Origin of the sequence: Streptomyces sp. NPDC088254, assembly GCF_044740925.1 — a bacterium.
GTDB lineage: Bacteria > Actinomycetota > Actinomycetes > Streptomycetales > Streptomycetaceae > Streptomyces.
Map to the genome: position 1 here is coordinate 34,714 of NZ_JBIURQ010000006.1, position 26,064 is coordinate 60,777.

Sequence of the window (26,064 nt, forward strand, 5' to 3'; positions counted from 1 at the left end):
AGGAAGGCGCTGAAGGCCCAGCGGCGTGAGGAGAACGAGCGGAACCGGCTGGCCAAGGAAGCGTGCCGAGGTGACTCATCAGTACACGAACGAGACTCGATGGGGACACCGATGAGACGCCGACTGATGCCGGTGTACCTCTTGGAGTTCTGCGCACGTCCTCACGGTGTTTCGCGCGCGCTCCAACAGTGCCGCACTGGCGTCGCACACAGAGCCTTCGGAGGACTCACCTGTACAGGGATGCCGGGTGGCGTCTCCCAGGCGACACGACCGGGACACCACAAGGACGCCGTTCGCACTTCGCTGCGCCTCTTCTGGAAGGGCCCGGCTGGCGCTTCCGCCGGAGGCAGGGCCAGGCCGTCGACGACGTCCTCGGACCCTTGCGCGAGAGCGGCTTCCACGTCTACCGGCTGGCCAATGACTACGCCGCGGCCAGCTACCCGGCTGCCCTCGCAAGGCCCGCGCCCGCGGTGCGGTGCGGTGCCACGGGGCCGTCACCGAGATGAGCGACCTGGTCCTCTCCTGCACCGACGCCGCCACCCTGCCGCCCCGTTCCTGAACCGCACGCCGTACGCTCCGGGCGGTTGCGCCATGGCGAACTCGCCAGTGAGTGATGCCGCCGCCAGCGTGGATGCGCGGGCATGTTGCACATGCGCGCGATGGGGGGCACGCGGGGAGAGCAAACCTGCATGCCGGGCGTGCTGCTCGTTGTAGAGGGGTATGGGGGATTTTCTCTGCCTGGGTCCTCAGACGTGTCGGTGCTCAGCCTTGCCGAGCGCCGACAGCACGCGCGTTGGATTCCCGATCAGGTCGAGCAGGGCGCTGGTCCGACGCGCCCACCGAGCTGGATCGTCGCCCTCGGCGAACGCTGCGGTCGACTTGAACTGATCCCGGAGGTTGACCGGCAGACGGCCAGCCAGCGCCGCCGCGAGCTCACGGCCCAGAACAGCTCGCGGCGAGGCCGGCCGCATGAAGCGGGCCAGCTTGCCGGTCGCCGGGACGGGGGCGTCGGAAGCGGTCTCGAGGGCCGCGACGGCCTCTCTCACCCAGTCGGCGTCCCAGGCATCCGGGAGCGGAACTGGGACCTGCTGAACGCCGGCGATCGCTTCCCGCCCCAGCGCCAGGGAGAGCCCGCCGGGGTCCTCGTGGTAGTTGAGGTAGCGGGCGACGTCGACGCCTGGAGGGCAGACCTCGTCGAGGACGACGTCGCCGACGAAGTCGCTGGGATCGATGAGCCAGCCCTCGCGAACCACGACGGACGGATTCAGATGGACTCGGTACAGGTAGAACTGGTTGCCCCGGTCGGCCTGGTCGCGGATCCGACGCAGCATGTTGTGTACAGCGGCCTCGTACGTGCCGACGTGGAGGGCCCTCGCCCGCTGGTTCGCGGCCCAGGCGGCGACATGCTCGTCGCCGCCCATCATCAGGCGGGTCTCGGGCGTGAGGACGGCGGCCGGATCGAAGTCCCTCGTCGGCCAGTCCGGCTGCGTGCTCGTGTGGTACCAGGAGACGGTCGCAACCCGGTCGTCGTCGAGCGCCGGGTCGTCGGGATCGACCGTCACCCGGGGCGCGTCCTCGTGCTCGCACGTCAGGCCGCAGCCGGGGCACTCCTCTCCGCCCTGCTCCCACCGGTCGACCCAGTCCAGATCGACGACGAGGCGACGGTCGCAGCCGCCGCACAGCATCAGCCGGTCGCGCGAAAAGTCGATCAGTCGTTCCATGGCTCCATTCTCCGGGAGCGCTCCGGGGGCTGGCCAGGCCCGGCACATGTCGAGCGGACGACCTGTCGTCGTTGGCGCTCGCGCTCTAGAACGCACCTCTGGAACGCTGGCTGACCAGGCCAAATGCGGCCCAGGCGGATCGGACCATCACCTGATCATTTAAGGGCGTGGACGCGCCTGCGTTCCGCGTAATTCAGGGGTTCTGGAGTCCGGGCCGGGTTGAAGGTACAGGTCAGCGAGGTGGGAGCTGGTGACGCGACCGGATTCGCCTAGAGACGCGATTTTTCGGATTCACCTGCGCTGGCCTGGAGATTCTCCGTAAGGTCTGGAGCCGTGTACGTGAAGACGACGAAGCGGGAGAACAAGTCCGGCACGGTCCGGTACCTGCACCTGGCCCACAACGAGTGGGATCCGGTGAAGGGCCGGGCGGTCCCGAGGGTTCTGTTCACGTTCGGCCGCGAGGACGACCTCGACCGGGACGCGGTGAAACGCCTGGTCGCGTCTCTATCGAGGCTGCTCGAGCCGGGTGAGGCACTGGCATCGACCGCGGCGGGCGACCTGGAGTACGTCTCGTCGGTCCCGTTCGGCGGCACCTATGCTCTCGATCATCTCTGGCGGCGCCTGAAGATCGACAAGATCGTCGGGCAGGTGGGGCAGCCCAAGCGGGGCCGGCGCCGCGACATGTCGGTGACCGAACGGGTGCTGTTCTCCCTGGTCGCGAACCGGGCCCTGGCCCCGTCGTCGAAGCTGGCCGCCGCGGACTGGATCACTCACGACGTCCACGTCGACGGACTTCCCGCCACCGACGACGACGCCTGCTACCGGGCGATGGACTGGCTCCACGAAGTCACCGACGACCTGGAGAAGCGGGTGTTCGACGAGGTCGCGAACCTCCTCAACCTCGAGGTCGACCTGCTGTTCTTCGACACCACCAGCACCTACTTCGAACTGGAGGAACCCGACGAGCCCGCCGCCCGCGACGACAAGGGCCGCATCCTGACGGACGACCACCCTCCCGCCGAGGACGACGAAGAGCCGGCGGACCAGGCGGCAGGATTCCGCACATTCGGGAAGTCGAAGGACTCCCGCGACGACCTGCCGCAGATCGTGATCGGCATGGCCGTCACCCGGGACGGGATCCCGGTCCGCGTCTGGTCCTGGCCTGGCAACACCGGTGACCAGAAGCTGATCCGGCAGGTCAAGGACGACATGCGGGACTGGACCCTGAGCAAGATCGTGTGGGTCACCGACCGGGGATTCTCCAGCGAACGCAACCGCCGCTACCTCCGCCAGGGCGAGAACGCCTACATCGTCGGCGAGAAACTCCGCTCCGGCAGCCCGGAGGTGAAGGCCGCCCTGTCCCGACAGGGCCGCTACGGCGAGATCACCGGGAACATGCGGGTCAAGGAGGTGAAGATCTCGGAGACCGAACGGTTCGTGATCTGCCACAACCCCGAAGCCGCCACCCGCGACCAGCACATACGCGAGCAGCTCGTCGCCCAGCTCACCACCCTGATCGAGGACACCGACCGACTCAGCGAGTTCAAGCGCGGCGAGCTCCGAGGGAAGATCGCCGACCGGCCCGGCCTCAACCGCTACCTCCGCACCACGCCGGCCGGCAAGCTCCGCGTCGACCACGCAAAGATCAAGGCCGAGGAGAACCTCGACGGCAAGTACCTGCTGCGATGCTCCGACCCGGACCTGTCCGCGGAGGACATAGCGCTCGGCTACAAGCAACTTCTCGAAGTCGAGCGGGGCTGGCGGGACATGAAGCAGATCATCGACCTGCGGCCTGTCTACCACCGGCTCGAGGAACGCATACGGGCCCACGTCGTCCTCTGCTGGCTCGCCCTGCTGCTGATCCGCATCATCGAGACCACCACCGACGCGACCTGGCAGTCCGTCCGCCGCGAGCTCGACCGTCTCCACCTCGGCACCTTCACCGGCCCCACCGGCCTCTTCCGGCAGGTCACCACCCTCACCAAGCCCCAGACTGACCTCCTGGCCAAGCTCGGCATCCCCACACCGAAGCAGATCATCACGCTCGAACCTACACCCCGCTGACCAGCACGAACACCAGCGCCTAGAGAAACGCCTCTCAGGCGCCCTCACCCATGTCCGCGCAGGTCAGCCCCCAGATTCGCGACTCTAGGCCGCTGAATTACGCGGAACGCAGGACGCGTGGATAGCGCAAATGACTGGTGGTACCTCGCATGCGATCGCCCTATGACCAGGCAAACGCCGCGACCACCACCTGTGCACTATTGATCAGTCCGGCCCGCGGCCCGGATCGCCGCCGCGGGACGGTTTGCGGTGCACCGGCGCTGGGCGGAGCCGCGGAAGGCATCATCGGTGCGGTCACCGGCACCGCGCAGGCCCCCCGCGGCCTCCTGCTCGGCCGGCTCGACGCGACCGGCCGTCTCCGGCTGGTCGCCCGCTCCACGCCGCTGTCTCGCACGGCGGCGATCGAACTGGGTGCGGTACTGCGACCGGCGGGAGCCGAGCACCCCTGGTGGGGCCGGGAGTTCTCGGCGGGCTGGGGAACGAAGGAGCTGCTGGTCTTCCAGCCCGTGGTGCCCGAGCACGTCGCCGAAGTCGACGCCGATACAGCGCTTGACCTGGGCCGACACCGCCACCCGGTGCGATACCTGAGGCTGCGGGACGACGTGGCTCCCGGCGACATTCGGGAGTGACCGCCGCTCGCCGGACCGCTCTCGTGCTGCACCGTCGGGAGAGTGAGAGCTGGGTCAAAGGTGTCGACCCCCGGAGGGCACACTTCGTACGCCTTAGAACGCAAAGCAGAAGAAATTCCCGAGCTCGCCATCTGGCTCGTCCCCGGCATTACACCTCCGGGAATCCCTGGAAGGTGGAGGGCGCCTCTTGCCGGGAGCGCGAGATCGAATTTGGCGGGAGCAATGGGACACCTCTCACGATCGTTCCGTGGAGCGGCCGAAGCATCCCTTTCGATTTCCGCGGCATCCCAGGAACTCCTCTGTTCATCCGGCTCAAGTGCGTTGCCAACCAGTCGGCGTCTCTGAGGAGTTCCATGCGGGGACGCCGTCTCGGAGGTACCGGGGGATTCCGTCGCCGAGGGCAATGAGTGCTTGGGTCGCTCGTGCGCGTTGCCGTTTGGGGAGGAGGCGGAGCGCTTCCTCGGGCGCGAAAAACCGGAAGCCATTGAGCTCGTCGTCCTTGATAGACAGCTTCTCGACTCGGTCATTCGGTAGGACACCGCCGTCGAAGACGAAAGCGAGGAGGTCATCCCACGGGCCGTGAGGACCCACCCAGTCCACGCAGAGCAGGCCGCGCATCTGGACGCAGTCGGCTCCGAGCCCGAGTTCCTCGCGGAGCTCCCTCGCGACAGTGTCGAGAGGTTCCTCGTTGGCCTCAGCCATGCCGCCAGGCAGATCCCACCCTTCCTTGTAGGCCGGGTCGACTAGGAGCACGTGTCCTTGGTCGTTTCGGATCAGGGCGTCCGCGACCACGCGTTTCCGGGCCTGCTTGGCGTTGCCCTCAGCGAGGTACACATCACGACCGGGATCTCCCGGTTGAGGTGCGTTGCTCACACCTGGGACCCTTCCGTGACGGTGAGGCTGGCCAGCAGCAATCTACGGTGCCGGGCCACGACGGTCATATGGTCAAGGACTTCTTTGACCTGTCTGGAGCTGGCGTATGGCTCGAGTGCGGTCCGAAGATCCGCAAGGTCCCGACTGATGCGGATGGACCCCAGCGACTGGCAGGTTTCCAGTAGGTCGTGGGTGACGGCACAGGCCGCGTCCACCTGGTCTTGCGCGATCAGTGACTGGGCGAGCGTGATCTGACCGAGGCTACGGCTACGGGCCCGGCTCGCGTCGCGGAGCTTGAGGGCGCGGTTCGCCTCGTCGGTGGCCGCCGGAAGGATTCGTAGGTCGAGCAGGATGGATGCGGCTTCGCTCGCGAGTGCCGCGGCGTCGAAGGGGGCCACCCAGTCCGGCACTAGCGCCGTGTCGGCAGCGGCTAGTTCCTCGCGTGCCGATTCCAAGCACTGCTGTGCCTGCTTGGCGTAGCCGCCGCGCGCGAGCGCCCGGGCCTTCATGGCGTGGAGTCGGGCTGCCAGAACCGGCACAGGCTCGGCGGCGCGGAGCCGGTCCAGCCCACTGCGTGCAAGTTCGACCGCTTGGTCGGCGTGGCCTCTTTGGAGGGCCAGGTGGCTCATGCCGGCTTCCACATTGGCGGCGACAGACGGGTCGCCGGCTGCTTGGCCGAAACGCAGAGCACTGAGGAAGTGTCCCTGGGCAACGGTGTCGCGCCCCGAGTCGTGTGCCATCCAGCCGGCCATCTCCGTCAGCACTGCCGCGTCGCGGAACGCCTCTGCGCCTTGGACTGCGCCGAGACCGATGAGGCTGGTGGTGACTTCGGTGCGGAGGTAGAGCAGAAGCGAGTTGTAGACGTGGCCGCCGCCGAGTTGGCGGTCGGCGAGTCGGAAGGACGCCATCGCGTCGAGGTGAGGCGACAGCGCCTTTTCCTGCTCCTCGCGTGGTGGAGCGGGGCGCGGCGGGCCGAACAGGACCTCTGCGGGTTCCCCCAGGAGGTGCTCCAGGACTCTGCAGGTGTCGGCCCGCGGAGTGCCCTGGATGTCTCCGTCCATCCAGCGGTCCCAGGCGCTCCGCGAGACCATCGCCGTCGCGAGACGAGGGTTCTCGTCCAGTTGGGCCACTTCATGGGCGGCGCGCACAAAGTGGGAGCAGAACGACTCGAAGAGATGCAGGCGTCGTTGGTGAACCACCTGGCGAAATCGAGTGGCTCGGCGCATGGCTGTCGCCGCCGTCGCCGCTAGTTGTGAGAGCCGAAGCCGAGGATGGGTACTTCCCCACCGAACAGGTGTGGGTCCCGGCTTCGGGTCAGTGCCGGCCCATCCGCAGCTCCGATCACTTCCACCACGGGGATCTCGCAGATGAACTGGACGGTGGCACCGAGAAGGTGGGAGACGCGCCCGTCGGCGGAGGCGTCCTTGATGCCTGCTGCGACATGGATGTGTGGCGCCAGCTGGCCCTCTTCGGCGTCCCAGGCGAGCGTGCCACCACCGAGAGCCTCCAGATGTTCTACCTCGACCTCTTCCCACAGAGGAGCGTCCGGGTTCTCGAGGGGCTTGCAGTCCCCGACGAGTCGCGCAGTGCGGAAGCCCCCGACGAAGGAGGGGATGTAGCCAGACCGAATGTCGTGCTTGGCGCACGCTTCGGCCAGGCCGGAGTAGAAGTCCTCTCCGTGCTCGAGGACGACCATGATCTGGCGGCGGACGGTGAGCTCAGTGGAGCGCATGACGGAATCTCCGAGGGTGCGGTCGTGGGTCACCGGCAGGCGGCGAAGGCGGCTTCGATCTCAGCACGGGAGCTATTCGCACCAAGATGGGCGCTGAGCAGCAGCCGGGCCTTGAAGGGGTCGAGAGTGCCGGCGCCGATCAGTCCCCTTGCGAGCAGGTCGCTTTCCGATCCAGCAAACCCGTAGGTGCTCGTGAGCACGGAACCGGTGCCGATCCGGGAAGCAAGGACCACCGGAATCGTATCGGCGAGCGCTTCGAGCCTGTCACACCAGGAGGCCGGGACGTGGCCTACACCGAAGGCGGCGATCACGAGGCCCTGGACTGTGTCCTTGAGTGTGTCAAGGAGAGCGCCGTCGCTTCCGAGTGCGGCGGTGACCACCTCGACACGGGGCTGCGGGCCGCCGGGCCAAGGAACGGACGGGGTGCGCTGTCCGCGGTTGTGGATGCGAGGGGTGCCCTCCACAACGTGGCCGATGGGCCCGGCGTTCGGAGACGCGAACGCGGTGATGCTGGTCGTGTGCATCTTGCGCACGTGCCGCGCGGCGTGGATCTCATCGCCGAAGACAACCAGGACTCCGAGGCCGCGTGCCTCTGTTGAGGCGGCAGTTTGTACTGCGGCGAGGATGTTGGCTGGCCCGTCGGCGCCCGGGAGGCTCGCATGGCGCATGGCGCCGGTGAAGACCACGGGGATGTCCCCTCGGTAGTACAGGTCTGCCAGGAAGGCGCTCTCCTCGATCGTGTCGGTGCCCTGTGTTACCACCACGCCTCGGATGCCCTCTGCCTCGGCCTTTGCGATGTGCTCCACCAGGGCAACGATGTCTACCGGAGTCAGTGAGGCGCCTGGGAGCTGTCGGAAGTCCTCCACAGTGATCCGCGAAGCACTGCGCAGGTCAGGAACGGCGTCGACCAGGTCGGCTCCGGTTAGGCTCGGCGTCGCGCCCCCCGCCTGGGAGCTGCGTGTCATGGCAACGGTCCCGCCGAGAGTGATCACTTCGACGGTGTCGTTCGTGCTGGAGGAGGCTGGCACAGGAGCCCTTTCAGGGTCGCGGAGGCGGGAGAGCGTAAATCGTTTCAGATTCTGGGGGCGAAGGTGCCGAGGAACGACAGGGCATCGTCGAGGCCGTCGCTCGTCAGCAGACGGCTCCGCGTCCGGACGAGGCCGGCGACACCGTGCTCGGCCACTTCTCGGCATCGTGTGGTGATCCACCCCCAGTCGATGTCCAAGTAGCGAGCGAGCTCTTCCAGGCGCCCCTTCGGGTCGGGGCTGATGAGGATGTTGATCTCCTCGGCATCGCCGAAGGCGGTGCGATACGAGCGAAGATCCCCGCGGCTGCTGGTGGTGCTGGCGGCCCACAACGCCTCTCCGGTACGCACCCAGTTGGCGACGACGGCCTTCTGGCCAGGGATGAATGCGACACCGTCCATGTCGGCGTACGCGGGGTTTGTTACGAGTCGGACGCGGATGCCGTGGCGTTCCATGAGGGCAATGGCGAGCAGCAGCAGGATGCGTTCGTAGCGCTCGGTGCGGGCGACGGCAGCCTCAGGGACGCAGAAGACACGGGAGGTCGTCTGGCCGCCGTCGACGAAGCGGCCCATGCGCCGCAGATAGTCGATCTTGTGGGAAAAGATCACCCACGGTGCTGCCTCGGCGCCGCGTTGTTCGCGCGTCCAAAATGCGGGAATCTCTCCGGCGCTTTGGAGTTCCCGCTCGATGTAGTGGGCGCAGAATGCTGACCCCCACCAGCTGGACCCCGCAGAGGTCAGTTCCAGCAGCTGGCGGTTGGGGGCAGAGCGCGGGAGCGCGAGGTAGGTGTCCAGGTTATGGCTCTCGGCGTCGAGGGCCTGGTCGTCGGCGAGGAGACCATCGTCCAGTTGTGTGAGGGACCAGAGGATTCCGTAGGTGAGGTCGTCGAGGAGGTACGCCTTGGGGATGGAAACGGGATTGCTGCGGGCCGTGGCGACAGCTTGGGCCCGTCTTGCCGATGCGGCGTCAAGTACGTACAACCCGTAGTCCTCGGCATGCTCTGCCACGCCGAGGAGGAAGCCGCGGCGGGCAGCGGGCCGTAAGAACTGTTTCAGGCCTTCGTCGGAGTCGAGGACGCGTACCTCGTCGCCGTCCTCCTCGTGTACGGCGGTCATGACCTGTACAGCGGCGGCTGTACCGGCCAGGGAGTCCCGGCCGGTGAGCTCCCACATCCCCGCGGCTCCGGTAGCCGGCACGATGAGGCGCGATGTGGAGGGCCAGCGGTCGTCAATCACCGCCGCCGCTTCGGTGGTCGGCTGGCGAAGCTCGGCAGGTGTACGGGCCGGGCTGAACAGTTCGTCGGTGGAGTGACCGAAGATGTGTTCCAGGATTTGCGCCGCTTCTGACCGCGGCCGACCACAATAGGTGGGCTGCGCCCAGCGTTCGAACGTGGTGCGTCCGACGCTTGCGGTGGCAAGGCGACGCTGGCCCGTAAGCTCCGCCAAAGCCCGCCCGCCAGCCGTGAAGTGGATGCAGAACTCTTCCCAGCTGTCCCAGCCACGTCGCTTCAGCTCAACGTGGAACAACGTGGGGCGGCCCATGGTGCGGCCCTCCTCGGACGAAGGCGGGGGACGAGCTGAGACCGGCACAGCCAGCGGCACATGCCACAAGCCGCGACGGATCTCGTACGCATCGTGACCCTCGCTAGGATGCGCCTGTCGACCGGGAGTTAGCAACATGAGTGAGCAAATTGCTGAAGAGATTTGTTGTCGGGAGCCCGGCGAGAAGGCACACTAACCGGCATGTCGCCCGGTAACGAGGCACCGTCGTCACTGACGCTCCGTGAAGTAGGCGCGCGCATCGAGGAGTTGCGCGAGCGTCATGGCTTGACGCTGGCCAAGGTCTCCGCGCTGCTCCTGGAACACGAACCGCCGCGCAGACTGGGGCCCAGTCAGCTGAGCCGCATCGAGCACGGCCAGCGCAAGCGCTTCGCCCAGGAGGCAGCCCTGGCGCAGGCGATCCTTGGTTGCATCGGAGCGGAGCCCGCCGAGCGGGACGAGATCCTTGCGCTGCTGAGCTCCGACAGCCCGTCCACCCGTCCGCGGCCGGCTCTTTGGCGACGGAATGCCGGAGTCCTCGGGCCGATGAACTTCGAGGGGTTCCTCGCCCTGGAGCAGAAGGCGACCCTGTTTCGCACGTACCAGCCGCGGATCGTCCCCGGCCGTCTTCAGACCCGGCAATACGCGCTTCACGTCATCGGGCGCATGCGTCCCGATCTGCGCCCGGCCGACGTGAAGGCACTCGTCGACATCCGCATGGACCGCCAGAGGCGAAACGCCGGCAGTGCACTCAGCGACTTCCAGGCCCTGATCGACGAGGACTGTCTGCGTCGCACCCTCATGGACAAGGCTGTCCTGGAGGAGCAGCTGGAACGGCTGGTCGACGAATCCGAGCAGCCCAGATGCACGATCAGGATCCTGCCCGGTGCGGACACCATCGGTGTCCACCCCGGCGTCGCGGGCGGATTCGTACTGATGGATTTCCCCGGGCCTGCGCGGTCCGTCGTATGGCTCGAGAACATGGTCAGCTCGGGGTATATCGACGAGGAGCTGTACACGGACCGCTACGCCGCGGTGTTCACCGACCTCTGGAACCAAGCGCTGGAGCCAGAGGAGACCCGCGTGCGCCTCAAGAAAATGATGAAGGAGTTGTAGTGACCGTGCAGTCGCAGAGGCCCGACCTCTCCAAGCTCGATTTGTCCCGTCTGGAGGGGACGGTGTCGACCTACAGCGGCGGGGGTGGGGACTGCGTGAGGGTTGGCCGGATGGGCGACTGGATCCTGGTCAGCGACACCAAGTGCACCGACCGCCCGCCCCTGCTGTATCCCCTGAACGGAGCTCGTGCCTGGATTCAGAGCGTGAAGGACGGAGCGTTCGACCCGATCGCAGGCTTGGACTGACGTACGAAGTGACCCCTTGGGGTCGGCCGCCACGCCAGTTGAGGCCGGCCCCATCGGATCTGTGCCCGTCACAACGGCAGGAACGCCACTTGTTCAGGCCGACTGTCGGCCGAAAAACTTGTCCGGCTCAGCCGAGCCCCCCGACTCGCTCGTGCATGACAGGCCGTCCCGCCAGCATCTGCAGGCTGAGCCTCATGCGGGCGAAGACGGCATCGATCTGATCAACCTCGTCTTGAGAGAGCGAGCCGGGCAAGGCATCGAAGCACTGCTCAATCAGGTGTTCTTCCGCGACACCGACGGCGACGAGCGCATGGGGCGCCTGCTGGAGGCTCGACCGCAGCAGGAGCGGGGCCAAGGTACCGTGCCCGGATCCGAATAGCCCGGCCAGCTCCCGCAGGCCGCCCTCTACAACGGCGGCAGCCGCCTCGGGACAAACACCTTGCCCGCAAAGTGCATCCAGAGCCCTGCGGTTGCGCTGGCCGACGAGCATTCCGTGCCCGAGAGGCGAAGCAACGACCAGTCCCAGGCCCTTTCGCGCGGTGAACTCGCTCAGGCTCTCGCCCTCCTCCAGGACGGCTGCGGGCAGGAGGCCGTTTGCCTGGGCCCACACCACGTCAGGCTGGATCTCCTCGACCAGCCAGAGGAAGCGCCGTATCTGGTGGACGCTGTCAGCGCTGGTGGGGCCTCGGAGGCCGATTGCCCCGATCTGCTCAAGGTCGCGCATGGCGTGCATCTGCGCGACCACGGGTCCCAGGTACATATCTCCGGGGCCGAAGTCGTACGAGTCCAGCACGTAGACGGCCAGGTCCTCTCGGTACAGATTCTCCAGCGTCTGCTCCAGCTGGTGGCGGACCCTCGGGCCGGCATACGGGTGTGGCGCGGAACCGCGCAGTCGCCCGACCTTGCTGATGGCGTGAACCCCATAGTGCCGGTACTCCCGAAGGACCTTCCCGACCAGCCGCTCAGCATGTCCGTCGCCGTGAGCATCGGAGGTGTCGACGAACGACGCTCCCAGCTCAATCGCCCTGCGCAGCCCTCTGAGGATCTGCCCGTCATCGACGATCTGCTCAGGGAAGTCCCAGCGCGTGGTCCCTGTGCTAACGCCCAGCGGGCCGAGACTCAGTCCGGGAGTGAGGGCTCTGGGGCGCAGGTCGCAGCCCTTCATCGCCCTCCTCCGGCCGGCTGGTGAAGAAACAGTGCCACGACGCTCTTGCCCGTGTCAGTCGGCCGCACGCCCCACGAGCTCGCCAGAGTGTCAATCAGGAAGAGGCCGCGCCCTCCCTCGTCCTCGAGTGCCGGCTCCTTCGGCTCACGCGAAATGGCGGTGATGTCGCGTCCGCTGTCTTCGACTTGGACAACTGCACCCCATTCGTACAGGTCCACCGCCATCCCTATCGGCTTGCCGGCCTCGACGTGCTGGTGAGCATTTCCCACCAGCTCGTCGGCGACCAGGACGATGACGTCCGTCCACGAGTCGTTCTCGTCGGCGAGTACCTCGTGGACGAGGTGGCGGGCGACTACCTGGGGGGCCAATAGGCCAGTGAGGTCGGCCTCGGCGTGTGCGAGTGGCTCGCCACGCAGGCCAGCTGCGCTCGCCGAGGTTGTAGCGGGAATGGGCATGCCCTCGTCTCCTGGTTGCTCTGAGACGCCCGGGGGCGTGGACCGGGGTAGTCCTCTGGACCACGTTGGCTCATGGCAGATCGGCGCGGTACACGAGAAGGCACCCCACTTCACCCCACTTGGATGAGTGCGCTGGGCCGCATCCTGGCCGCCAGGCAGATGAATTACCCCAATTGCCTGGTTTTCTCGCGGTCGGGGCACATGCGGCGGCGCGACCGGGGGTCGACGTCCTTGGGCACGTTGCCGCACGGCCACAGAGTTCACCCACCCGCGCACCAGGCCCGCTCAGGGGGATCTGACCAGCCGCAACGCCACGCCTGCACACCGCATCCCGGACCCGCTCGGCCGCATTCAGAGGGCTGGCTACACACAACGATCCATGCTGTCAAGCCACTTCAGCAAAGTGGGGTGAAGTGGGGTGCCGGACTCATCAGGTGGCCGGGCACCTGATCCGAACGGGGAACGCTCGGCAGAATGTTCCTCTAAGGGCCTAAATGTCCCTACGTCCGCAATTCATACACGAGAAGCCAAAGGCTCTGATCGCTCGCCCCAAGTGGGGTGAAGTGGGGTGCGGATTCATCTACCGATGGCGCTGGCGACCGGGAAGGCTTTGGTTCACGACCTCGGCTCATCCGAAGCGGCCGCCTGCTGCCCTTCGTGCACAGGACTCGGTTTCCCCTCAAGGATCTCGACTAAGGAACCACCACCGTGGCGACTCACCCCTCGCAGATCGGCGTCCTCGGCGCGCTCCCGTCCGGCATCACCAGGCTGGTGTGCTGTCGCGAGGACGTCCTGAAATCGGGCTCGGCGGCATGAAGAACAACGCACTCGGCTTCCTCGGCTCCCGGGCTCCCTAAGCCGTCACTGGGGTACGTGAGCGGCGGCCGCGTCCGTCGACGTCGCACTCATCGACCTGGGCACCCGTTTCGGCACTCCCCCGTATGCCGCTCGGGCTGCCCGACCTGGGCTCCGACTTCCGTCGCCTGGGGATCGCACGGGCCCTCGATCCCCGGAAGTTGAGAGCGAGACTCAGCGCAGCCTCGCGCTCGGTCTCCCGGCTGCCGCCGGCGCGGGGATCCACTCCGCCCAGCGGCAGCCGGCCCACCTGCTGTCCCGCGACCAGCGGGCACGGGAGCGCGGGCACAACTGCACAAGGCTCGTCGCTCCTCGCCCCGCTCACCGTGGTCCCTGCCGCGAAGGTTGCGCACTGACCCGACGACGGGCTTCCCGTCCTGACCGGAGAGCTGATGACTCCCCTGATCACGCGCCATGCCTGGCAGATTCAATTCGGCGAGGCTCCCCTCCCACCGAGGCTCCCGCGCGACTTCGACATCGTCCGCGTCGGCGTGGGTCTCGGCATGGCTTCGGTCGACTTGATGGTTGACCAGAGCCGCGAGGTCGGACCGCTGCTGTGCTGCCTCACCCACCAGGTCCTGCTCATCCCTGTGGGATCCGGTACCGCCGACCGGTGGGGGGCACCGCATTCCGTTTGCAGCAGCGGCCGGAGCCTCCAGTGCCCCACCAAGGGGTATCAGCTGCCATGCCGGGCGCGGTTCTGGGCCAGTGTGCCTGAGCCAACGGCTGCCGCGGTCACGGAGTCGGCAGCGCTTCATGAGTCGCTCAGCCAGACACGGGCCGGGATGCGTCGAGTCTGCCGGGCTCGCCGGCGCGAGGTGTGCCATGTCTGAGCACTTTGCCCGCGAGCAGGCCGCGACTGGCGGCAGCCGTCGCAGGGCGCACGCCGATGGCAGCCTTCGCCTGCCCCCCGCAGTCCTTTCCAGCGCGCTCTCGTCCCTGGCAGTGGGTGGGGCGTGGCTCCTCGACCGGCTCGGCGCCGTGCCCACCGAAGCCGGCGTCGTCGGCGCGGGCGCCGCAGCGGGGGGCCTGTTGTGGTGGACGGTGACTCGCTCTCGACGCGCCCACAGAGCTGTTGCGCACATCTTGCAGCTCCGCGCCGAGCACGATGGAGCGCTCAGGCAGCTCTGCGCCCAGCGCGACGAAGCACTGCACGCCTTGGCCAGTGTCATGGCCGCGATCGACAAGGGCCGGGAACAGGTGCGCTGGGCGCTCGGGCAGGCCCAGCAAGGCGCGGCACGGACCAACTTCGCCGAGCCCGCTGTCCAGCCACGCACAGGCGACGTGCGCCTCGATGTGATCCCAGCTATCGAAGCGGGGTTCACCGAGGCCTGGCAAGCCGTGATGCGGGCGGCGGCGCATACGCACGGTGTGCTGAACCCGCAGGCAGAGCTGGCTGAGATCTTCAAGTCGGTCGCTCCCCGGCTTCAGGGCCTGGTCAACCGAAGCATCAGCGTCATCTCCGATGTGGAGAACGGCGTTGAGGATCCGGACCTTCTGCATCAGATCTTCGGCATCGACCACCTGCTGACGCAGATTCGGCGCGCTGTGGAAAGCCTGGCGGTCATAGGCGGGAGTCTGCCGTCCCGCAACACCCCGCCCATCCTCGTCGCGACGACAATCCGGCGAGCTGTCGCCGAGATCCCCGAGTACGCGCGGGTGCGTGTCGAACTGACACCGGTGACGGCGTCGGTCCCCGGATACGTCAGCCCCAACCTCGTGCACCTCCTGGCCGCACTGATGGAGAACGCCACAGACTTCTCCACCGAGAAGGTTGAGGTTCACACCACCCAAACCGGCGACGGCATCGCCATCGAGGTAGTCGACCGCGGTACGGGGATGTCTCAGGACAAGCGTGATGCCCTCAACCGGCTCCTGGCCAACCCCGAAAGAGAGGACCCTCGCGACCGTCTACGCACGGGCCAGCTCGGACTCCTGGTAGCGGCACTCCTCGCCAGGCGCCACAAGATCACCATTCAGCTTCGGCCCAACATCGTGGGCGGCACCCACGCAATCGTCTTTCTGCCGAGCGAACTACTCGTCGAGGCCCACGAGACGCCGACGCAGTCCGCCGCTGTCGCGGGCGCACCAGCCTCGCCTCCAGGCCCGAGCGGCGCGCCGCACTCCGGCAGCGCAGGGTCGCCCAGGACGGGCCAGACACACGATCTTCCGCCCACGCCCGCCCGGCCGCACCCTCCAGCAGACGCCGGCAGCGACAGGCCGCCGTTGCCGGTCCGGGACGTCAGCCAGCCAAAGGACCAGGCGCCGCGACCGCGGCAGCAGGAACCTGCCGGCCGTCCCACTGGCGGCTTGATGGCCAGCTTTCAGTCTCGTGCGCCCCTCGATGAGGGGCAGCGGCAGTCGGAAGCTCCCAACACACTGACCGCCACCGACGCCCCTTCGACCACCAATCCCCCCATGCAGAGCAGGAGTTGACAATGGACGCGGACAGCCAGGCCATCACCAGCGACCAGGCAGCGTCGGCGCGAGCCCAGTTGGACGGACTTCTCAGCAGCTTCGTGAGCCGGATCCCTGGTGCCCAGCACGCTCTCCTGGGCACTGGTGACGGCCTCAAACTCGCCTATACGGAACAGACGGTTGACGAGGCGGACACCACAGCCGCGGCCATCACCGGCATCTGGGCCCTGGCCCGACAGCAGTTCAAGAACGCCAAGGGCGGTGTGCGTCAGGTCGTTGTAGAGCACGACGCCGGATACCTCTTCCTGATGAGCGCCGGAATGGTGAACGAGGCGGTCCTCGGCACCGTCCTGGCCGTCGTGACCGACCCCCAGGCCGACGTGGGGCAGGTCGGGCACGAGATGGAGAAGCTGATCAAGGGGCTCGACGAGCACCTGATCATCCAGGCCCGGCGCAACAACGGCTACAACACGGGACTTTGACGTGGGTTCGCGTGGCGGGTGGTCCGACAGCACGTTAGGGGATGTGCGTCCTTACACAATCACCGGAGGACGCACCCGCCCTACCCACCCGCTGCACCTGACCACCTGCCTTATCACCGAGGCCACAGTCCTGCCCGCTCAGCTGAGCCGTGAGCACGAGTCGCTGCTGTTGCACTGCAGCGGCGCTCCGTGTTCCGTCGCGGAGCTCGCGGCTCGGCTGCACCAGCCGGTCCAAGTGGTCAAAGTCCTGATCAGCGATCTTCTCGACGCTCAGGCACTCGCTCTCGCCAACCCCGCTGGCACGTCCGACCCCGACGTGCACCTTCTGGAGAGACTGCTCAATGCTCTACAAACCTCCCTCTGAAGGCGACCGCCACGGGCGCGCCAGCACACCTGCGGAAGAACTCAAGATCGTCGTGGCAGGCGGCTTCGGCGTCGGCAAGACCACGATGATCACGACACTCAGTGAGATCGAACCTCTGACGACCGAGGAAACCCTCACCGTTGCCAGCGCAGGGGTCGACGACCTCGAAGGAATAGCCGACAAATCCGTCACCACCGTGGCCATGGACTTCGGCCGGATCACCTTCGCCGACCCCCACTCGCTGATCCTGTTTCTGTTCGGAACCCCCGGACAGGAGCGGTTCTGGTTCTTCTGGGACGACCTCTCCTACGGTGCCGTGGGCGCCGTGGTGCTCGTCGACACACGGCGTCTGCCGGATTCCTTCGCGGCCGTCAACTGGTGTGAGGAACGTGGCCTGCCCTTCGTCATCGCGATCAACGAGTTTGACGGCGCCTTCCGATACACCCCCGACGAAGTCCGCCAGGCCCTCCGTCTCGCCTCGCGCATCCCCGTCATGACCTGCGATGTGCGGCAGCGCTCCTCGGCCAAGCACGTCCTGATCACTCTCGTGCGCCGCAGCATCGAACTGCGCGGCGTCTCCTCCTCTGGAGCTCTCACATGACCCGCCCGAACCCCACCACGCCACCAGCCCAGACCGCCGAACAGCTCGCGCGTGCCGACGTGCAGCGTGCTCTGGGCCTCACCGGCCCCGACGCGGAACTCGACGCCTTCGCCATCCGGCTGGCACAAGCCGCCCGGGTGCCCTACGCCATGGTCAACATCTTCGGCGCTGAGCAGCAGTTCTTCGGTCTGGCGACCCCCGGCGACGACAGCGAGCTGCCCACGGTAGGCCGGAGCATGTCCCTCGACCACGGCTTCTGTCCCGAGGTCGTGCACAAGAAGAAGGCACTCATCCTGCCTGACGTGTTCGCCTCCCCCCGTTTCGCGGGCAACGCGGTGGTGGACCTGATCGGCATCCGCACCTATGGGGGCGCACCCCTGATGCATGAGGACATCGCGCTCGGGACCGTCTGCTTCGTCGGTCCCGTCGAAAAGCCCCTCGCCACGGGTCAGGGATCGCTCCAGCTGATCAGACAGTGCCGCGACGAGGTCATGGCCTTCCTCTATCGCCGCGCCGGCTTCCAGCCGCCGCACTAGAAGACACCCCGCGCCGCGCCCGACAGCGCTCTCTCAGGGAGGGAACCCCACCATGTCCGCCTCGTATCTCGCTGCAGAGCACCACCAACTCCGTGAAGCCGTACGGGGTTTCGCCGAGTCCCAGGTCGCACCGCGTGTGGATCAGATGGAGCGGACCGGGGAGATCGAGACCGACCTCGCGGCCGCGATCGCTCGCCGGGGATGGATCGGCGCCACGATCGGCGAGGAATACGGCGGCATGGCCGCTGGCCACTTGGCCAAAACGATCATCATCGAGGAACTCTCGCGCGTCAGCGCGGCCATGGGAGCCATGGTGCAGGCGTCCCAGCTCGGAGTCGCCAAGATCATCCATTTCGGAACTGAAGACCAAAAGCGTCGCTGGCTGCCGAAGATTGCCGCCGGGGACTGCCTGCCCACCATCGCAGTCACCGAGACAGCATCCGGCGGCCACGTTCTCGGCATGGAGACCACTGCCGTACGCGACGGCGACGAATACGTCCTCAACGGCGCGAAGGTCTACGTCGGCAACTCCCACATCGGACACCTCCACGGCGTGGTCGCCCGCACCGGCACAGGATCCGGAGGCCTGAGCGCGTTCCTGGTCGAAGCCGGCACCCCCGGACTGACCCGCAGTCCGCACCCGGAGACCCTGGGGCTCCACGGATTCAGCTTCGGCGAGCTGATCTTCAACGACTGCCGCATCCCTGCGAGCAACCGACTGGGCGCCGAGGGCGACGGCAGGGACGTGGCCTACTCCTCCAGCATCCTGTACGGGCGCCTCAACCTGACCGCCGTGGCCCTCGGCCTGCACCAGGCCATCCTCGAGACAACCACCGCCCTCTGCCACGAACGCAAGCGCTACGGCAATCCGCTCCACCACCTGCCAACGGTGAAGGACAAGCTCGGCCGGATGCAGTCACGGCTGATGACCGCACGGCTCTCCGCCTACCACGCGGCAAGCCTCCTCGACCAGGGTCTTCCCTGCGACCCAGAGTTGATGAACGCCAAGCTGGTCGCCGAAACCGTGCTGGACTCGGCGCGCGCCGCAATGGAGATCCACGGGGCCGCAGGCCTGGTCAACAACCGGCCCATAGGCCGCTACGTACGCGACGCCTACCACATATACGCGCCCGCCGGCACATCCGACATCCAGGCGCTGCGGCTGGCCGAGTTCGCCCTGGGCATCGACAAAGGCCACTACTCCGAACGTCTCGCCAGCCAGCCGGACAGCCCCACCACGCAGGTCGTGCCGGCCTGACACAGCACATCGGGCGGCCGAGCCGCACCGCCGTCAGCGGCCCTGCCGCACGCCCCGACACCGCTTACTCGCCTGGAGACACCGCATGGCCACCGTCACCGCCCCGCTCGCGCCGCCCCACCACGGCACGGCGGACAGGCCAGCCGCAGACGTCGAACCATGCCCGACCATGCCGGCCCTCGACGATCCTGAACAGGAGGCATTCGGACTTCTGGGCCAAGCGTGGCGCAGTTCCACCGCCACAGCATTGCCGACGGGGCGTGCCTTCGACGTCGTCCAGGCCCCCGCACACCATGCTGCTCCAGTCCTCCTGCAGCTCAAGCGTCTCGGCCTGCCCCAAGGAGCCGTCTTCGCCGACGGCAATGTGTGGCACTTCTTCGTCCCGCTCGGATCCGGCTACGTACCTCCGCGACTTGGTGGGCCGGGCTGGCCACCCCCAGCCAACTACTTGAGCGGAGAGTGGATCACGATCCCTCCGCGCGGAGCCCGCACCGCCGATCTGCCCCTTCGGTGGGTCACCCGATCACCGGCCGGCCGACTACTCACCGCCCCGATCTGGCTCTTCGTCGCGCTCTCAGCCCAGAGGCAGCAGTCTGCACACCACAGCAAACGAGCGGCCCCCGACGAAGACGCGCTGGCGCCGCCAAGCCACGACAGATGCGCGCCCACGGCGGTACCCGGCCAGATGCGGGGGTGGCAGTGATGCCCGCTCCCAAGATCGCCCTCTTTGACCTGGACGACACCCTCACCGACCACGCCGCCGCGTTCGCTCTCTGGGCCGCTGAGTTTTCCCAGGCCACCGGCATCCCACATCCGTGGATCACGGAGGCCGACGCACGTCACGCCGGCGCCAGATACGCCTTCTTCGCCGATATCAAGGAGACCTTCGGCATCCAAAAATCCATCGCCGCGCAGCACGTCGCCTACCAAGAACGCACGGCCGAACTCGTGCCGCACCGTCCGGAGGTGTGCGCCGCCCTCGAAGCGCTGACTGCTGACGGATGGTCGCTCGGTGTCGTGACCAACGGATCACCGGCCGCGCAGCGCACCAAGCTGGAGGTCAGCCGACTCGATCGGTTCTTCACGACAGTCGTCATCTCCGGTGACTACGGCGTACGCAAACCGCACGAGGCCCTGTTCCGGCTCGCACTGGACGACCTCCAGGCCGACAAGGACACATGGACGGCCATGATCGGCGACTGCCTGGCCGCGGACATCGCGGGCGGACTCCGGGCGGGGCTGCACACCATCTGGGTCTCACACGGGCGATCCCGCCGCCGCGGGGATCCCGTTCCCCACCACACCGTGCACACCACGGTTGACGCCTGCGAGTGGCTGAGCGTTGCAGTCGACGTTCCCCCGCCACTGCCGGCGCTCACCCATTAGAGCGAAGCGACCTGCACAGCGCCCCCGAGCAGGTGCAACCGCCCCACCCAAGGCCGTCGGGCCCAAACGACATAACCACCAGGGTGCCTCCATCCGACTGGACCGGCGCCACACCACAGGACGGAATTTGCATGGCTGGGCGTATCGAGGACTACGCACTGATCGGCGATCTGCAGACAGCTGCGTTGGTCGGGCGGGATGGGAGCGTCGAATGGCTGTGTCTGCCCCGGTTCGACTCCGACGCGGTCTGCGCAGCGCTTCTCGGCAACGCCGACAACGGCACCTGGCGCATCGGCCCGGCCACCAGCTCTGGGCAGGCACCGCCGACGGCGGCGCGGCGCGTCTACCGTGGCGATTCGCTGGTCCTGGAGTCGGAATGGGACACACCCACCGGGACACTCCGGGTCACCGACTTCATGCCGCCACGTGAGGGCGCGCCCCGTCTGGTCCGCATCGTCGAAGCTGTCACCGGCACCGTTCCGGTGGCCTCCACGCTGTGCCTGCGCTTCGGCTACGGGCAGATCGTGCCCTGGACGGAAACCGTGAACGGCCGCACCCGTCTGGTCGCCGGGCCCGACGCAGTGTGGCTGGACACGGAGAGCGAGCTCTGCGGCGAACTGCCCGCCCCCTGGTCGCAGTTCACCCTCGACGCGGGCCAGCGTGTCGCGTTCACCATGAGCTGGCAGCCTTCCCACGCATGCGCCCCAGAACGGATCAAGACCGGGGAGGCCCTGGAGACGACTGAGACGTTCTGGACCGACTGGGCGGCCCACTGCACCTACGCCGGTCCCTACCGCGACGCAGTCGTCCGGTCGCTGATCACGCTGAAGGCCCTGACGTACGCTCCGACCGGCGGGATCGTGGCCGCGCCAACCACCTCGCTGCCCGAGGACATCGGCGGCACCCGCAACTGGGACTACCGCTATACCTGGCTGCGGGACGCCGCGATCGTCATGTCCTCCCTGCTGCGCGCCGGCTACCGCGACGAGGCACGCGACTGGCGTAACTGGCTGCTGCGCGCGGTCGCCGGCGACCCGGAGAACCTGCAGATCATGTACGGCATCGCCGGTGAGCGCCAACTCCCGGAATCCGAGCTGGAATGGCTGTCCGGATACGAGGGATCCGCACCCGTCCGGATCGGCAACGCCGCCGCCGACCAAAGACAGTTGGATGTCTACGGCGAGGTGGTCGAGGCCCTCCACGTGGCCGCCTTGCACGGCCTCGGGTGCGACGAGAACATCAACCGCCTCCTGGCCGCACTCATCGAATCTGTCGAGGCGCAGTGGACTCAGCCCGATGAGGGCATCTGGGAAGTCCGCGGCCCACGGCGGCACTTCGTGCACTCGAAGGTCATGGCGTGGGTAGCCGTCGACCGCGCCGTCCAAATGGTCGAGGCCGGGCACGCCGATGGCCCCGTGAAACGTTGGCGGCAGCTGCGTGCGGCAATCCATCGCGACGTGTGCGAGAGGGGCTTCGACACCGGGCGCAACACCTTCACCCAGTCCTACGGATCTGTCGAGCTCGATGCCGCGCTCCTGCTGATCCCGCAGGTTGGGTTCCTGCCGCCGGACGACAAGCGGGTCATCGGCACGGTCGAGGCCATCCAGCGAGAACTGTCTACCGAGGACGGGTTCCTTCTGCGCTACCCCACCGCCGGTGCGCATGCCGGCGTGGACGGACTGACAGGAGACGAGGGAGCATTCCTGATCTGTTGCTTCTGGCTCGTCGACGCACTCGCGGAGATCGGCCGCATCGGCGAGGCGTACGAGCTGTTCGAGCGACTCCTCGCCTTGCGCAACGACGTCGGTCTGCTGGCCGAGGAGTGGGACTCCCGCCGCCAGCGCATGGTGGGCAACTTCCCGCAGGCCTTCTCCCACTCCGGCCTCGTCGGAGCAGCCCAGACCCTGATCAGGTACAGCCGCCCTGCCGAACCACCGGACGAAGCCCTCATCGAGGAAGCAACCGCCTGACTCACAGCCCTGCCGCGCCCACCCGGGCACAGTCCCGCTCCGCTGACCCACGAACAGGACCTCGACCCCGTGTCCACCCGACCGCCTTACGTCATGACGCCTGTCCCTGCCGGGCAGGAAGACCGCGACCGGCTCGCCGCCGATCTGACCTCCTGGCCCCAGGAACGCCCCGCCCTGCGCCCTCACACAGAAGCTCTGGTCAACCTCCTCCACCACGGCGGCGGCGCCGAGATCGTCACGCTCTCTGGCGACGGCCAGCTCCTGGCGGCACTGCACCTCGTGCGCGAACCCCGCCTCAGTACCTGGGACGTACCCGCAGGCGCCGAGCCCAGCCTGCTGCTGTGCCACCTCGCCAAGTCCCCGGATGCTCCAGTGGGAGAGCCGATCCTGCGGCTGGTCACCCTGTGGGCCACAGACTTCGCCGCCCGCACAGGCAAACGGTGGGTACGCGGCGAAGTCCTGCTGCCGACCGGTAGTCCTCCCAACAGGCTGCTGTCCTTGGCTCAAGACACCGGGTGGGGACACGAGAAGACCACCAGCACACCTGGTGGTCACCTGGCCCTGATGCAATGCAGGGCCGAACTGCACCCGAACCAGGACGTGTTCCTCCACTGCCAGGTCCCCACCGTCACTGCTCCAGCGGATCCGGCGGTGACACGTCCATGACAGGCGCATTCGCTTCCCCGCTGTGCGCACATCGGTGCGACATACCCTCCCTGCCTCCTGTTCTGGTCGGCGCGCTGATGCGCCGCTTCCGGAGGCTCGCCGGGCTGAGCGACCAGCAGGCCGCGAACATCATCGGAGCATCGGCCACGAGGATTCGCGCGCTAGAGGAGGCTCGGGCTCCGATGTCTTCCGCGACTGCGGGCGCTCTGCTGGGCGCCTTCGAAGCACCCGACCACGAGGCGCAGGAGGCACGTTCGCTCCTCACTCATCCTGGCCATCAGCACCGCCTGGACGGTTTCCCTCTGTCCCCGGTGTGGGTGGACGCGTTGGCGGCCAGCGCCCGAGCCGCCCTCGTCTACAGCTCCGGCCCCCTCCCGGCATCCCTTCTTCCTCTGCCGGACCGAACTGCCCCCGCCAATCCCGGCCAGCGAACAGCATCCTCGCACCGGTGCCGGACGGTGCTGCTACTGCACGAGAACATACTTGACCGGATACCTGACGGAATGTCCCACCTCTTCCGCTTGGCCGAAGACGGGGTCATCACCATGCACCTCGTGCCGGAATCACTCGCCAAGCCCATATCGCTGCTCACCGAGTACACGTGCACGGCTTGGGGCTGGGATGGAAGCAACGCCCAGCGGCTCCGTCGCCAGGTGTACGTCGTTCACCACCCCTGCCACACACAGAGCGGCGTACGCAACGGTCCTGCGGCTACAGGCGAACGCCAGCTGTTCGAAGAGGCCCTCCGCCGGGCACTGCCTTCCGAGTGGAGCTTGGACCAGCTCCAGCAAGCCGCCCATGCCCAACGACAGCCCCCTACCGAGGCCGCAGGCAGCCGCGCTGCCCTGCCGGCGCCACCGGCACAGGCCTCGCCGTCGGACCGCCGGAGCAGGAGGTCGGCATGACGTCCCCGCGCCCACCGTCGCGGCGGCCCGGATCCACACCTCCACCTCTGGGGAGACCTTCGTGCTCACGTCCGCAGCCTGCAGCTCGCCGGTACGGCCCCCAGCGCGATCCCGCGATCGTGGGCTCCTACCACCTCAACTACCGCTCCACCACGAAGAGGGGGGTGCAGCACTCCGGGCCGATCAGTCCGGCCATGCCGAGCACGGCTTCGGCCGCGTCCGCGAGCTCGTTGCCGTTGTCCTGCGCGTTCCACACTTCCTGCCGCGCGCGCGTCTGGGCGGCCGTGCGGGACCAGCCCGGATTTCCGCGTGTACGGATCGGCCTGTCGGTCCACCGCGACACCTGCCACACCGTCGACTGGGGCCCACGCCAGCCCTGGGACGACGCGGAGCGCGGCAGGTACTTCGGCTACGCGCCGTCCGCCATCAACACCTTCGTCCGCCGCCCCTCGATCCCCGACCACCCGGCGGCCCAGGTGGAGCACGACTCGGACCAGGACGACGGGCGGCCCTGGCACCAGGATCCGCTGAAGTCGACGCTGCGCGACCTCGGCGGCTGCCTCAGCGTGATCCTGCTGGGCGTGCTGATCACTCTGCTCGTCTCGGCGGCCAAGGCGAACGCCACCGGTCCCACCCCTACTTCCCCTCCTTCCTCGACGTGGAAGCCAACCGTCGAAACAGCGCTCCCGGCTGGCACCACTTCGCCCTCTCCACTGACCTCACCACGATGGGCGGCGCGATGACGAAGCCTGGATCAGCGAAGGCGGAGCGCAACGAGGTCTTACTCAAGCATCTGGAGACGCTGGACTGGTCCATCAGCGGCTTCGCTCGCCGCATTGCCGCTCGCTGCGAGGCCATCCGCCTGCCCTACACGGTGGTCACGAGCACCGTCTCGCGATGGTGCAAGGGCGCAACCCCCAGCGACGACCTCGCGGCCGCCGCGTGCCATGTGCTGTCCAATGCCCTGCACCGGGTGGTGACGCCGGAGAGTCTGGGTTGGCCGTCCGACACCGGCCTGGTCGCGGCGCAGTCGCTGGAGTACCTGGACGTCCCTCATGCCGTGCGGATGCTCTCGAAGCTGTGGGCCCTGGACGCCATGCGCCGACGCAACGTCGTCAAGAGCGCATTCTCTCCGAGCGTCTTCGGTCCCGCCTCGAGGGAGGCGCTCGTCATGCCGGCCGACGCCGTGATCAGTGGTCACGGGCAGCACAAGGTGACCGCGGCGGACATCGACCTTCTCGACGAGCAGACGCGGCTGTTCGGCAAGCTCGACTCCCAGCACGGCGGGGGCAAGTTCCGCGGCGCGTTCGCGTCGATGATGGACACGCACGCTACGCCGATGTTGAACGGGAGCTTCTCCGCCCGGACTGGGCGGCGGCTGTACGGCAGCGTGGTGGACGCCGTCCTGGCGATGGCCTCGATGGCCTACGACGACCAGCTTCCCGGTCTCGCCCAGCGTTACGACCTTCAGGCGATGCGGCTGGCCCAGGCGATCGGCGACCGCGCCCGCATCACCCGGGTCCACATCCATCAGGCCCGGTTGGCGGCGACGCAGGGAGGCCAGCCGGATGTGCTCGCTCACGCGCGTAGCGCTGTGCTGGCGGCCCAGGGGGCCCCTCCTTTGGTCAGGGCCTACGCGTACGTGACCGAGGCCCGGGCGTGGGCGCTGAACGGTCAGGCGGACCAGGTCGTGGCGGCGGTGAAGCGGGCCCGCGAGTTCTTCGTCCGCGCGCAGAGCAGCGCCGGCCCGGCCTGGCTTGAGTGGTTCGATCTGCGTGAGCTGGAAGGACAGGCGGCGTGGGCGTTCGCCGTCGCCGGCTTGGCCGAGCAGGGCGCTCAAGCCCTGAAGGAGGCGTCGGCCCTTCCGTCGGACCGGACGCGCGACACGGTGGAACTCTTGATCACGGAGGCCGTGCTGGCGCGGCTGCGCGGTGACTCGGCCGAGCACATGGCGGCGGCGAGGCGGGCCTCCCAGGCCTCGCAGCACCTGATGAGCCGACGGCTGTCCGAGCGCCTGGACCGCCTGAACGCGGGCGAGCCGCTGCGCGACTTCTGAGCTT

The 26,064-nt window shown here is 67.7% G+C and carries 23 protein-coding genes; 15 read left to right on the plus strand and 8 right to left on the minus strand.

Going from position 1 to position 26,064, the window contains the following annotated elements; translation table 11 throughout:
- Nucleotides 1–746: 746 nt before the first annotated feature.
- Nucleotides 747–1,721 (minus strand): hypothetical protein, encoded by a 975-nt coding sequence (locus tag ACIOC0_RS18390; protein ID WP_402156021.1) that lies wholly within the window; start codon nucleotides 1,719–1,721, stop codon nucleotides 747–749.
- A gap of 339 nt (nucleotides 1,722–2,060) precedes the next feature.
- On the opposite strand from ACIOC0_RS18390, the gene ACIOC0_RS18395 reads away from it, so the two are divergent.
- Both ACIOC0_RS18395 and ACIOC0_RS18400 read left to right on the plus strand, forming a co-directional pair.
- Entirely contained in the window at nucleotides 2,061–3,785 is a 1,725-nt protein-coding gene (locus ACIOC0_RS18395) for an IS1634 family transposase (RefSeq protein ID WP_402156022.1), read from the plus strand.
- Between the two features lie 149 nt (nucleotides 3,786–3,934).
- Nucleotides 3,935–4,414 carry a hypothetical protein gene (locus ACIOC0_RS18400; RefSeq protein ID WP_402156023.1) on the plus strand — a complete coding sequence of 160 codons (480 nt, stop codon included), beginning with the start codon at nucleotides 3,935–3,937 and terminating at the stop codon, nucleotides 4,412–4,414.
- Nucleotides 4,415–4,726: 312 nt separating this feature from the next.
- Here the strand turns inward: ACIOC0_RS18400 and ACIOC0_RS18405 are convergent, their stop codons facing one another.
- The 5 genes from ACIOC0_RS18405 to ACIOC0_RS18425 are packed head-to-tail and all read right to left on the minus strand — an operon-like array spanning nucleotide 4,727 to nucleotide 9,585.
- Nucleotides 4,727–5,287, minus strand: coding sequence for an NUDIX hydrolase (locus ACIOC0_RS18405; protein ID WP_266552284.1), 561 nt, complete (start codon nucleotides 5,285–5,287; stop codon nucleotides 4,727–4,729).
- A complete protein-coding gene (locus ACIOC0_RS18410; RefSeq protein ID WP_402156024.1) occupies nucleotides 5,284–6,486 on the minus strand; it encodes a hypothetical protein in 1,203 nt (400 codons plus the stop codon). The genes ACIOC0_RS18405 and ACIOC0_RS18410 overlap by 4 nt, the downstream gene beginning before the upstream one ends.
- A gap of 47 nt (nucleotides 6,487–6,533) precedes the next feature.
- Nucleotides 6,534–7,019, minus strand: a complete 486-nt coding sequence (locus tag ACIOC0_RS18415) for a PPC domain-containing DNA-binding protein (RefSeq protein ID WP_266552278.1) — start codon at nucleotides 7,017–7,019, stop codon at nucleotides 6,534–6,536.
- Nucleotides 7,020–7,048: 29 nt separating this feature from the next.
- Complete coding sequence (locus tag ACIOC0_RS18420) at nucleotides 7,049–8,047, minus strand: asparaginase (RefSeq protein WP_402156025.1); 999 nt, start codon at nucleotides 8,045–8,047, stop codon at nucleotides 7,049–7,051.
- Between the two features lie 44 nt (nucleotides 8,048–8,091).
- The gene (locus ACIOC0_RS18425) at nucleotides 8,092–9,585 is read right to left on the minus strand and encodes a hypothetical protein (RefSeq protein ID WP_399882461.1); all 1,494 of its coding nucleotides are present in this window, start codon (nucleotides 9,583–9,585) and stop codon (nucleotides 8,092–8,094) included.
- 201 nt (nucleotides 9,586–9,786) lie between these two features.
- On the opposite strand from ACIOC0_RS18425, the gene ACIOC0_RS18430 reads away from it, so the two are divergent.
- Together ACIOC0_RS18430 and ACIOC0_RS18435 are read left to right on the plus strand one after the other, a co-directional pair.
- Entirely contained in the window at nucleotides 9,787–10,698 is a 912-nt protein-coding gene (locus ACIOC0_RS18430; protein ID WP_266552270.1) for a helix-turn-helix transcriptional regulator, read from the plus strand.
- A 5-nt stretch (nucleotides 10,699–10,703) separates the two neighbouring features.
- On the plus strand, nucleotides 10,704–10,943 hold the full coding sequence (locus ACIOC0_RS18435) for a DUF397 domain-containing protein (RefSeq protein WP_402156026.1): 240 nt from the start codon (nucleotides 10,704–10,706) through the stop codon (nucleotides 10,941–10,943).
- Nucleotides 10,944–11,070: 127 nt separating this feature from the next.
- On the opposite strand, the gene ACIOC0_RS18440 is transcribed toward ACIOC0_RS18435, so the two are convergent.
- Both ACIOC0_RS18440 and ACIOC0_RS18445 read right to left on the minus strand, forming a co-directional pair.
- Nucleotides 11,071–12,108: an aldo/keto reductase gene (locus tag ACIOC0_RS18440; protein WP_266552264.1), complete on the minus strand. Its 1,038-nt coding sequence runs from the start codon at nucleotides 12,106–12,108 to the stop codon at nucleotides 11,071–11,073.
- Nucleotides 12,105–12,563: an ATP-binding protein gene (locus ACIOC0_RS18445; protein ID WP_266552261.1), complete on the minus strand. Its 459-nt coding sequence runs from the start codon at nucleotides 12,561–12,563 to the stop codon at nucleotides 12,105–12,107. Before ACIOC0_RS18445 ends, ACIOC0_RS18440 begins: the two co-directional genes overlap by 4 nt.
- 1,680 nt (nucleotides 12,564–14,243) lie before the next feature.
- On the opposite strand from ACIOC0_RS18445, the gene ACIOC0_RS18450 reads away from it, so the two are divergent.
- The 11 genes from ACIOC0_RS18450 to ACIOC0_RS18500 all read left to right on the plus strand — a co-directional run bounded on the left by ACIOC0_RS18450 (nucleotide 14,244) and on the right by ACIOC0_RS18500 (nucleotide 26,060).
- Nucleotides 14,244–15,854: an ATP-binding protein gene (locus ACIOC0_RS18450; protein WP_402156028.1), complete on the plus strand. Its 1,611-nt coding sequence runs from the start codon at nucleotides 14,244–14,246 to the stop codon at nucleotides 15,852–15,854.
- 2 nt (nucleotides 15,855–15,856) lie between these two features.
- On the plus strand, nucleotides 15,857–16,318 hold the full coding sequence (locus tag ACIOC0_RS18455; protein ID WP_402156029.1) for a roadblock/LC7 domain-containing protein: 462 nt from the start codon (nucleotides 15,857–15,859) through the stop codon (nucleotides 16,316–16,318).
- 43 nt (nucleotides 16,319–16,361) lie between these two features.
- Nucleotides 16,362–16,682 (plus strand): DUF742 domain-containing protein, encoded by a 321-nt coding sequence (locus tag ACIOC0_RS18460; RefSeq protein WP_402156031.1) that lies wholly within the window; start codon nucleotides 16,362–16,364, stop codon nucleotides 16,680–16,682.
- Entirely contained in the window at nucleotides 16,660–17,283 is a 624-nt protein-coding gene (locus tag ACIOC0_RS18465; protein WP_402156032.1) for a GTP-binding protein, read from the plus strand. The genes ACIOC0_RS18460 and ACIOC0_RS18465 overlap by 23 nt, the downstream gene beginning before the upstream one ends.
- Complete coding sequence (locus ACIOC0_RS18470; RefSeq protein ID WP_399882454.1) at nucleotides 17,280–17,819, plus strand: GAF domain-containing protein; 540 nt, start codon at nucleotides 17,280–17,282, stop codon at nucleotides 17,817–17,819. The genes ACIOC0_RS18465 and ACIOC0_RS18470 overlap by 4 nt, the downstream gene beginning before the upstream one ends.
- A 52-nt stretch (nucleotides 17,820–17,871) precedes the next feature.
- Nucleotides 17,872–19,077, plus strand: coding sequence for an acyl-CoA dehydrogenase family protein (locus ACIOC0_RS18475; RefSeq protein WP_266552246.1), 1,206 nt, complete (start codon nucleotides 17,872–17,874; stop codon nucleotides 19,075–19,077).
- Nucleotides 19,078–19,734: 657 nt separating this feature from the next.
- Complete coding sequence (locus tag ACIOC0_RS18480) at nucleotides 19,735–20,463, plus strand: HAD family hydrolase (protein WP_402156033.1); 729 nt, start codon at nucleotides 19,735–19,737, stop codon at nucleotides 20,461–20,463.
- A gap of 131 nt (nucleotides 20,464–20,594) precedes the next feature.
- Nucleotides 20,595–22,433: a glycoside hydrolase family 15 protein gene (locus ACIOC0_RS18485; RefSeq protein WP_402156035.1), complete on the plus strand. Its 1,839-nt coding sequence runs from the start codon at nucleotides 20,595–20,597 to the stop codon at nucleotides 22,431–22,433.
- 93 nt (nucleotides 22,434–22,526) lie between these two features.
- Nucleotides 22,527–23,099: a hypothetical protein gene (locus ACIOC0_RS18490; protein WP_402156036.1), complete on the plus strand. Its 573-nt coding sequence runs from the start codon at nucleotides 22,527–22,529 to the stop codon at nucleotides 23,097–23,099.
- Between the two features lie 1,141 nt (nucleotides 23,100–24,240).
- A complete protein-coding gene (locus ACIOC0_RS18495; RefSeq protein WP_402156579.1) occupies nucleotides 24,241–24,747 on the plus strand; it encodes a DUF6302 family protein in 507 nt (168 codons plus the stop codon).
- A complete protein-coding gene (locus ACIOC0_RS18500) occupies nucleotides 24,744–26,060 on the plus strand; it encodes a transcriptional regulator (RefSeq protein ID WP_402156038.1) in 1,317 nt (438 codons plus the stop codon). Before ACIOC0_RS18495 ends, ACIOC0_RS18500 begins: the two co-directional genes overlap by 4 nt.
- Nucleotides 26,061–26,064: the final 4 nt, after the last annotated feature.

Excerpts from the sequence above, each read along its gene's own strand:
- ACIOC0_RS18475 (WP_266552246.1), top strand. The coding sequence starts at position 17,872 with ATGTCCGCCTCGTATCTCGCTGCAGAGCACCACCAACTCCGTGAAGCC.
- ACIOC0_RS18390 (WP_402156021.1), bottom strand. The coding sequence starts at position 1,721 with ATGGAACGACTGATCGACTTTTCGCGCGACCGGCTGATGCTGTGCGGC.
- ACIOC0_RS18490 (WP_402156036.1), top strand. The coding sequence starts at position 22,527 with ATGACGCCTGTCCCTGCCGGGCAGGAAGACCGCGACCGGCTCGCCGCC.
- ACIOC0_RS18470 (WP_399882454.1), top strand. The coding sequence starts at position 17,280 with ATGACCCGCCCGAACCCCACCACGCCACCAGCCCAGACCGCCGAACAG.
- ACIOC0_RS18465 (WP_402156032.1), top strand. The coding sequence starts at position 16,660 with ATGCTCTACAAACCTCCCTCTGAAGGCGACCGCCACGGGCGCGCCAGC.
- ACIOC0_RS18480 (WP_402156033.1), top strand. The coding sequence starts at position 19,735 with ATGCGCGCCCACGGCGGTACCCGGCCAGATGCGGGGGTGGCAGTGATG.
- ACIOC0_RS18430 (WP_266552270.1), top strand. The coding sequence starts at position 9,787 with ATGTCGCCCGGTAACGAGGCACCGTCGTCACTGACGCTCCGTGAAGTA.
- ACIOC0_RS18455 (WP_402156029.1), top strand. The coding sequence starts at position 15,857 with ATGGACGCGGACAGCCAGGCCATCACCAGCGACCAGGCAGCGTCGGCG.
- ACIOC0_RS18425 (WP_399882461.1), bottom strand. The coding sequence starts at position 9,585 with ATGGGCCGCCCCACGTTGTTCCACGTTGAGCTGAAGCGACGTGGCTGG.
- ACIOC0_RS18445 (WP_266552261.1), bottom strand. The coding sequence starts at position 12,563 with ATGCCCATTCCCGCTACAACCTCGGCGAGCGCAGCTGGCCTGCGTGGC.
- ACIOC0_RS18400 (WP_402156023.1), top strand. The coding sequence starts at position 3,935 with ATGCGATCGCCCTATGACCAGGCAAACGCCGCGACCACCACCTGTGCA.
- ACIOC0_RS18415 (WP_266552278.1), bottom strand. The coding sequence starts at position 7,019 with ATGCGCTCCACTGAGCTCACCGTCCGCCGCCAGATCATGGTCGTCCTC.
- ACIOC0_RS18485 (WP_402156035.1), top strand. The coding sequence starts at position 20,595 with ATGGCTGGGCGTATCGAGGACTACGCACTGATCGGCGATCTGCAGACA.
- ACIOC0_RS18450 (WP_402156028.1), top strand. The coding sequence starts at position 14,244 with ATGTCTGAGCACTTTGCCCGCGAGCAGGCCGCGACTGGCGGCAGCCGT.
- ACIOC0_RS18500 (WP_402156038.1), top strand. The coding sequence starts at position 24,744 with ATGACGAAGCCTGGATCAGCGAAGGCGGAGCGCAACGAGGTCTTACTC.
- ACIOC0_RS18440 (WP_266552264.1), bottom strand. The coding sequence starts at position 12,108 with ATGAAGGGCTGCGACCTGCGCCCCAGAGCCCTCACTCCCGGACTGAGT.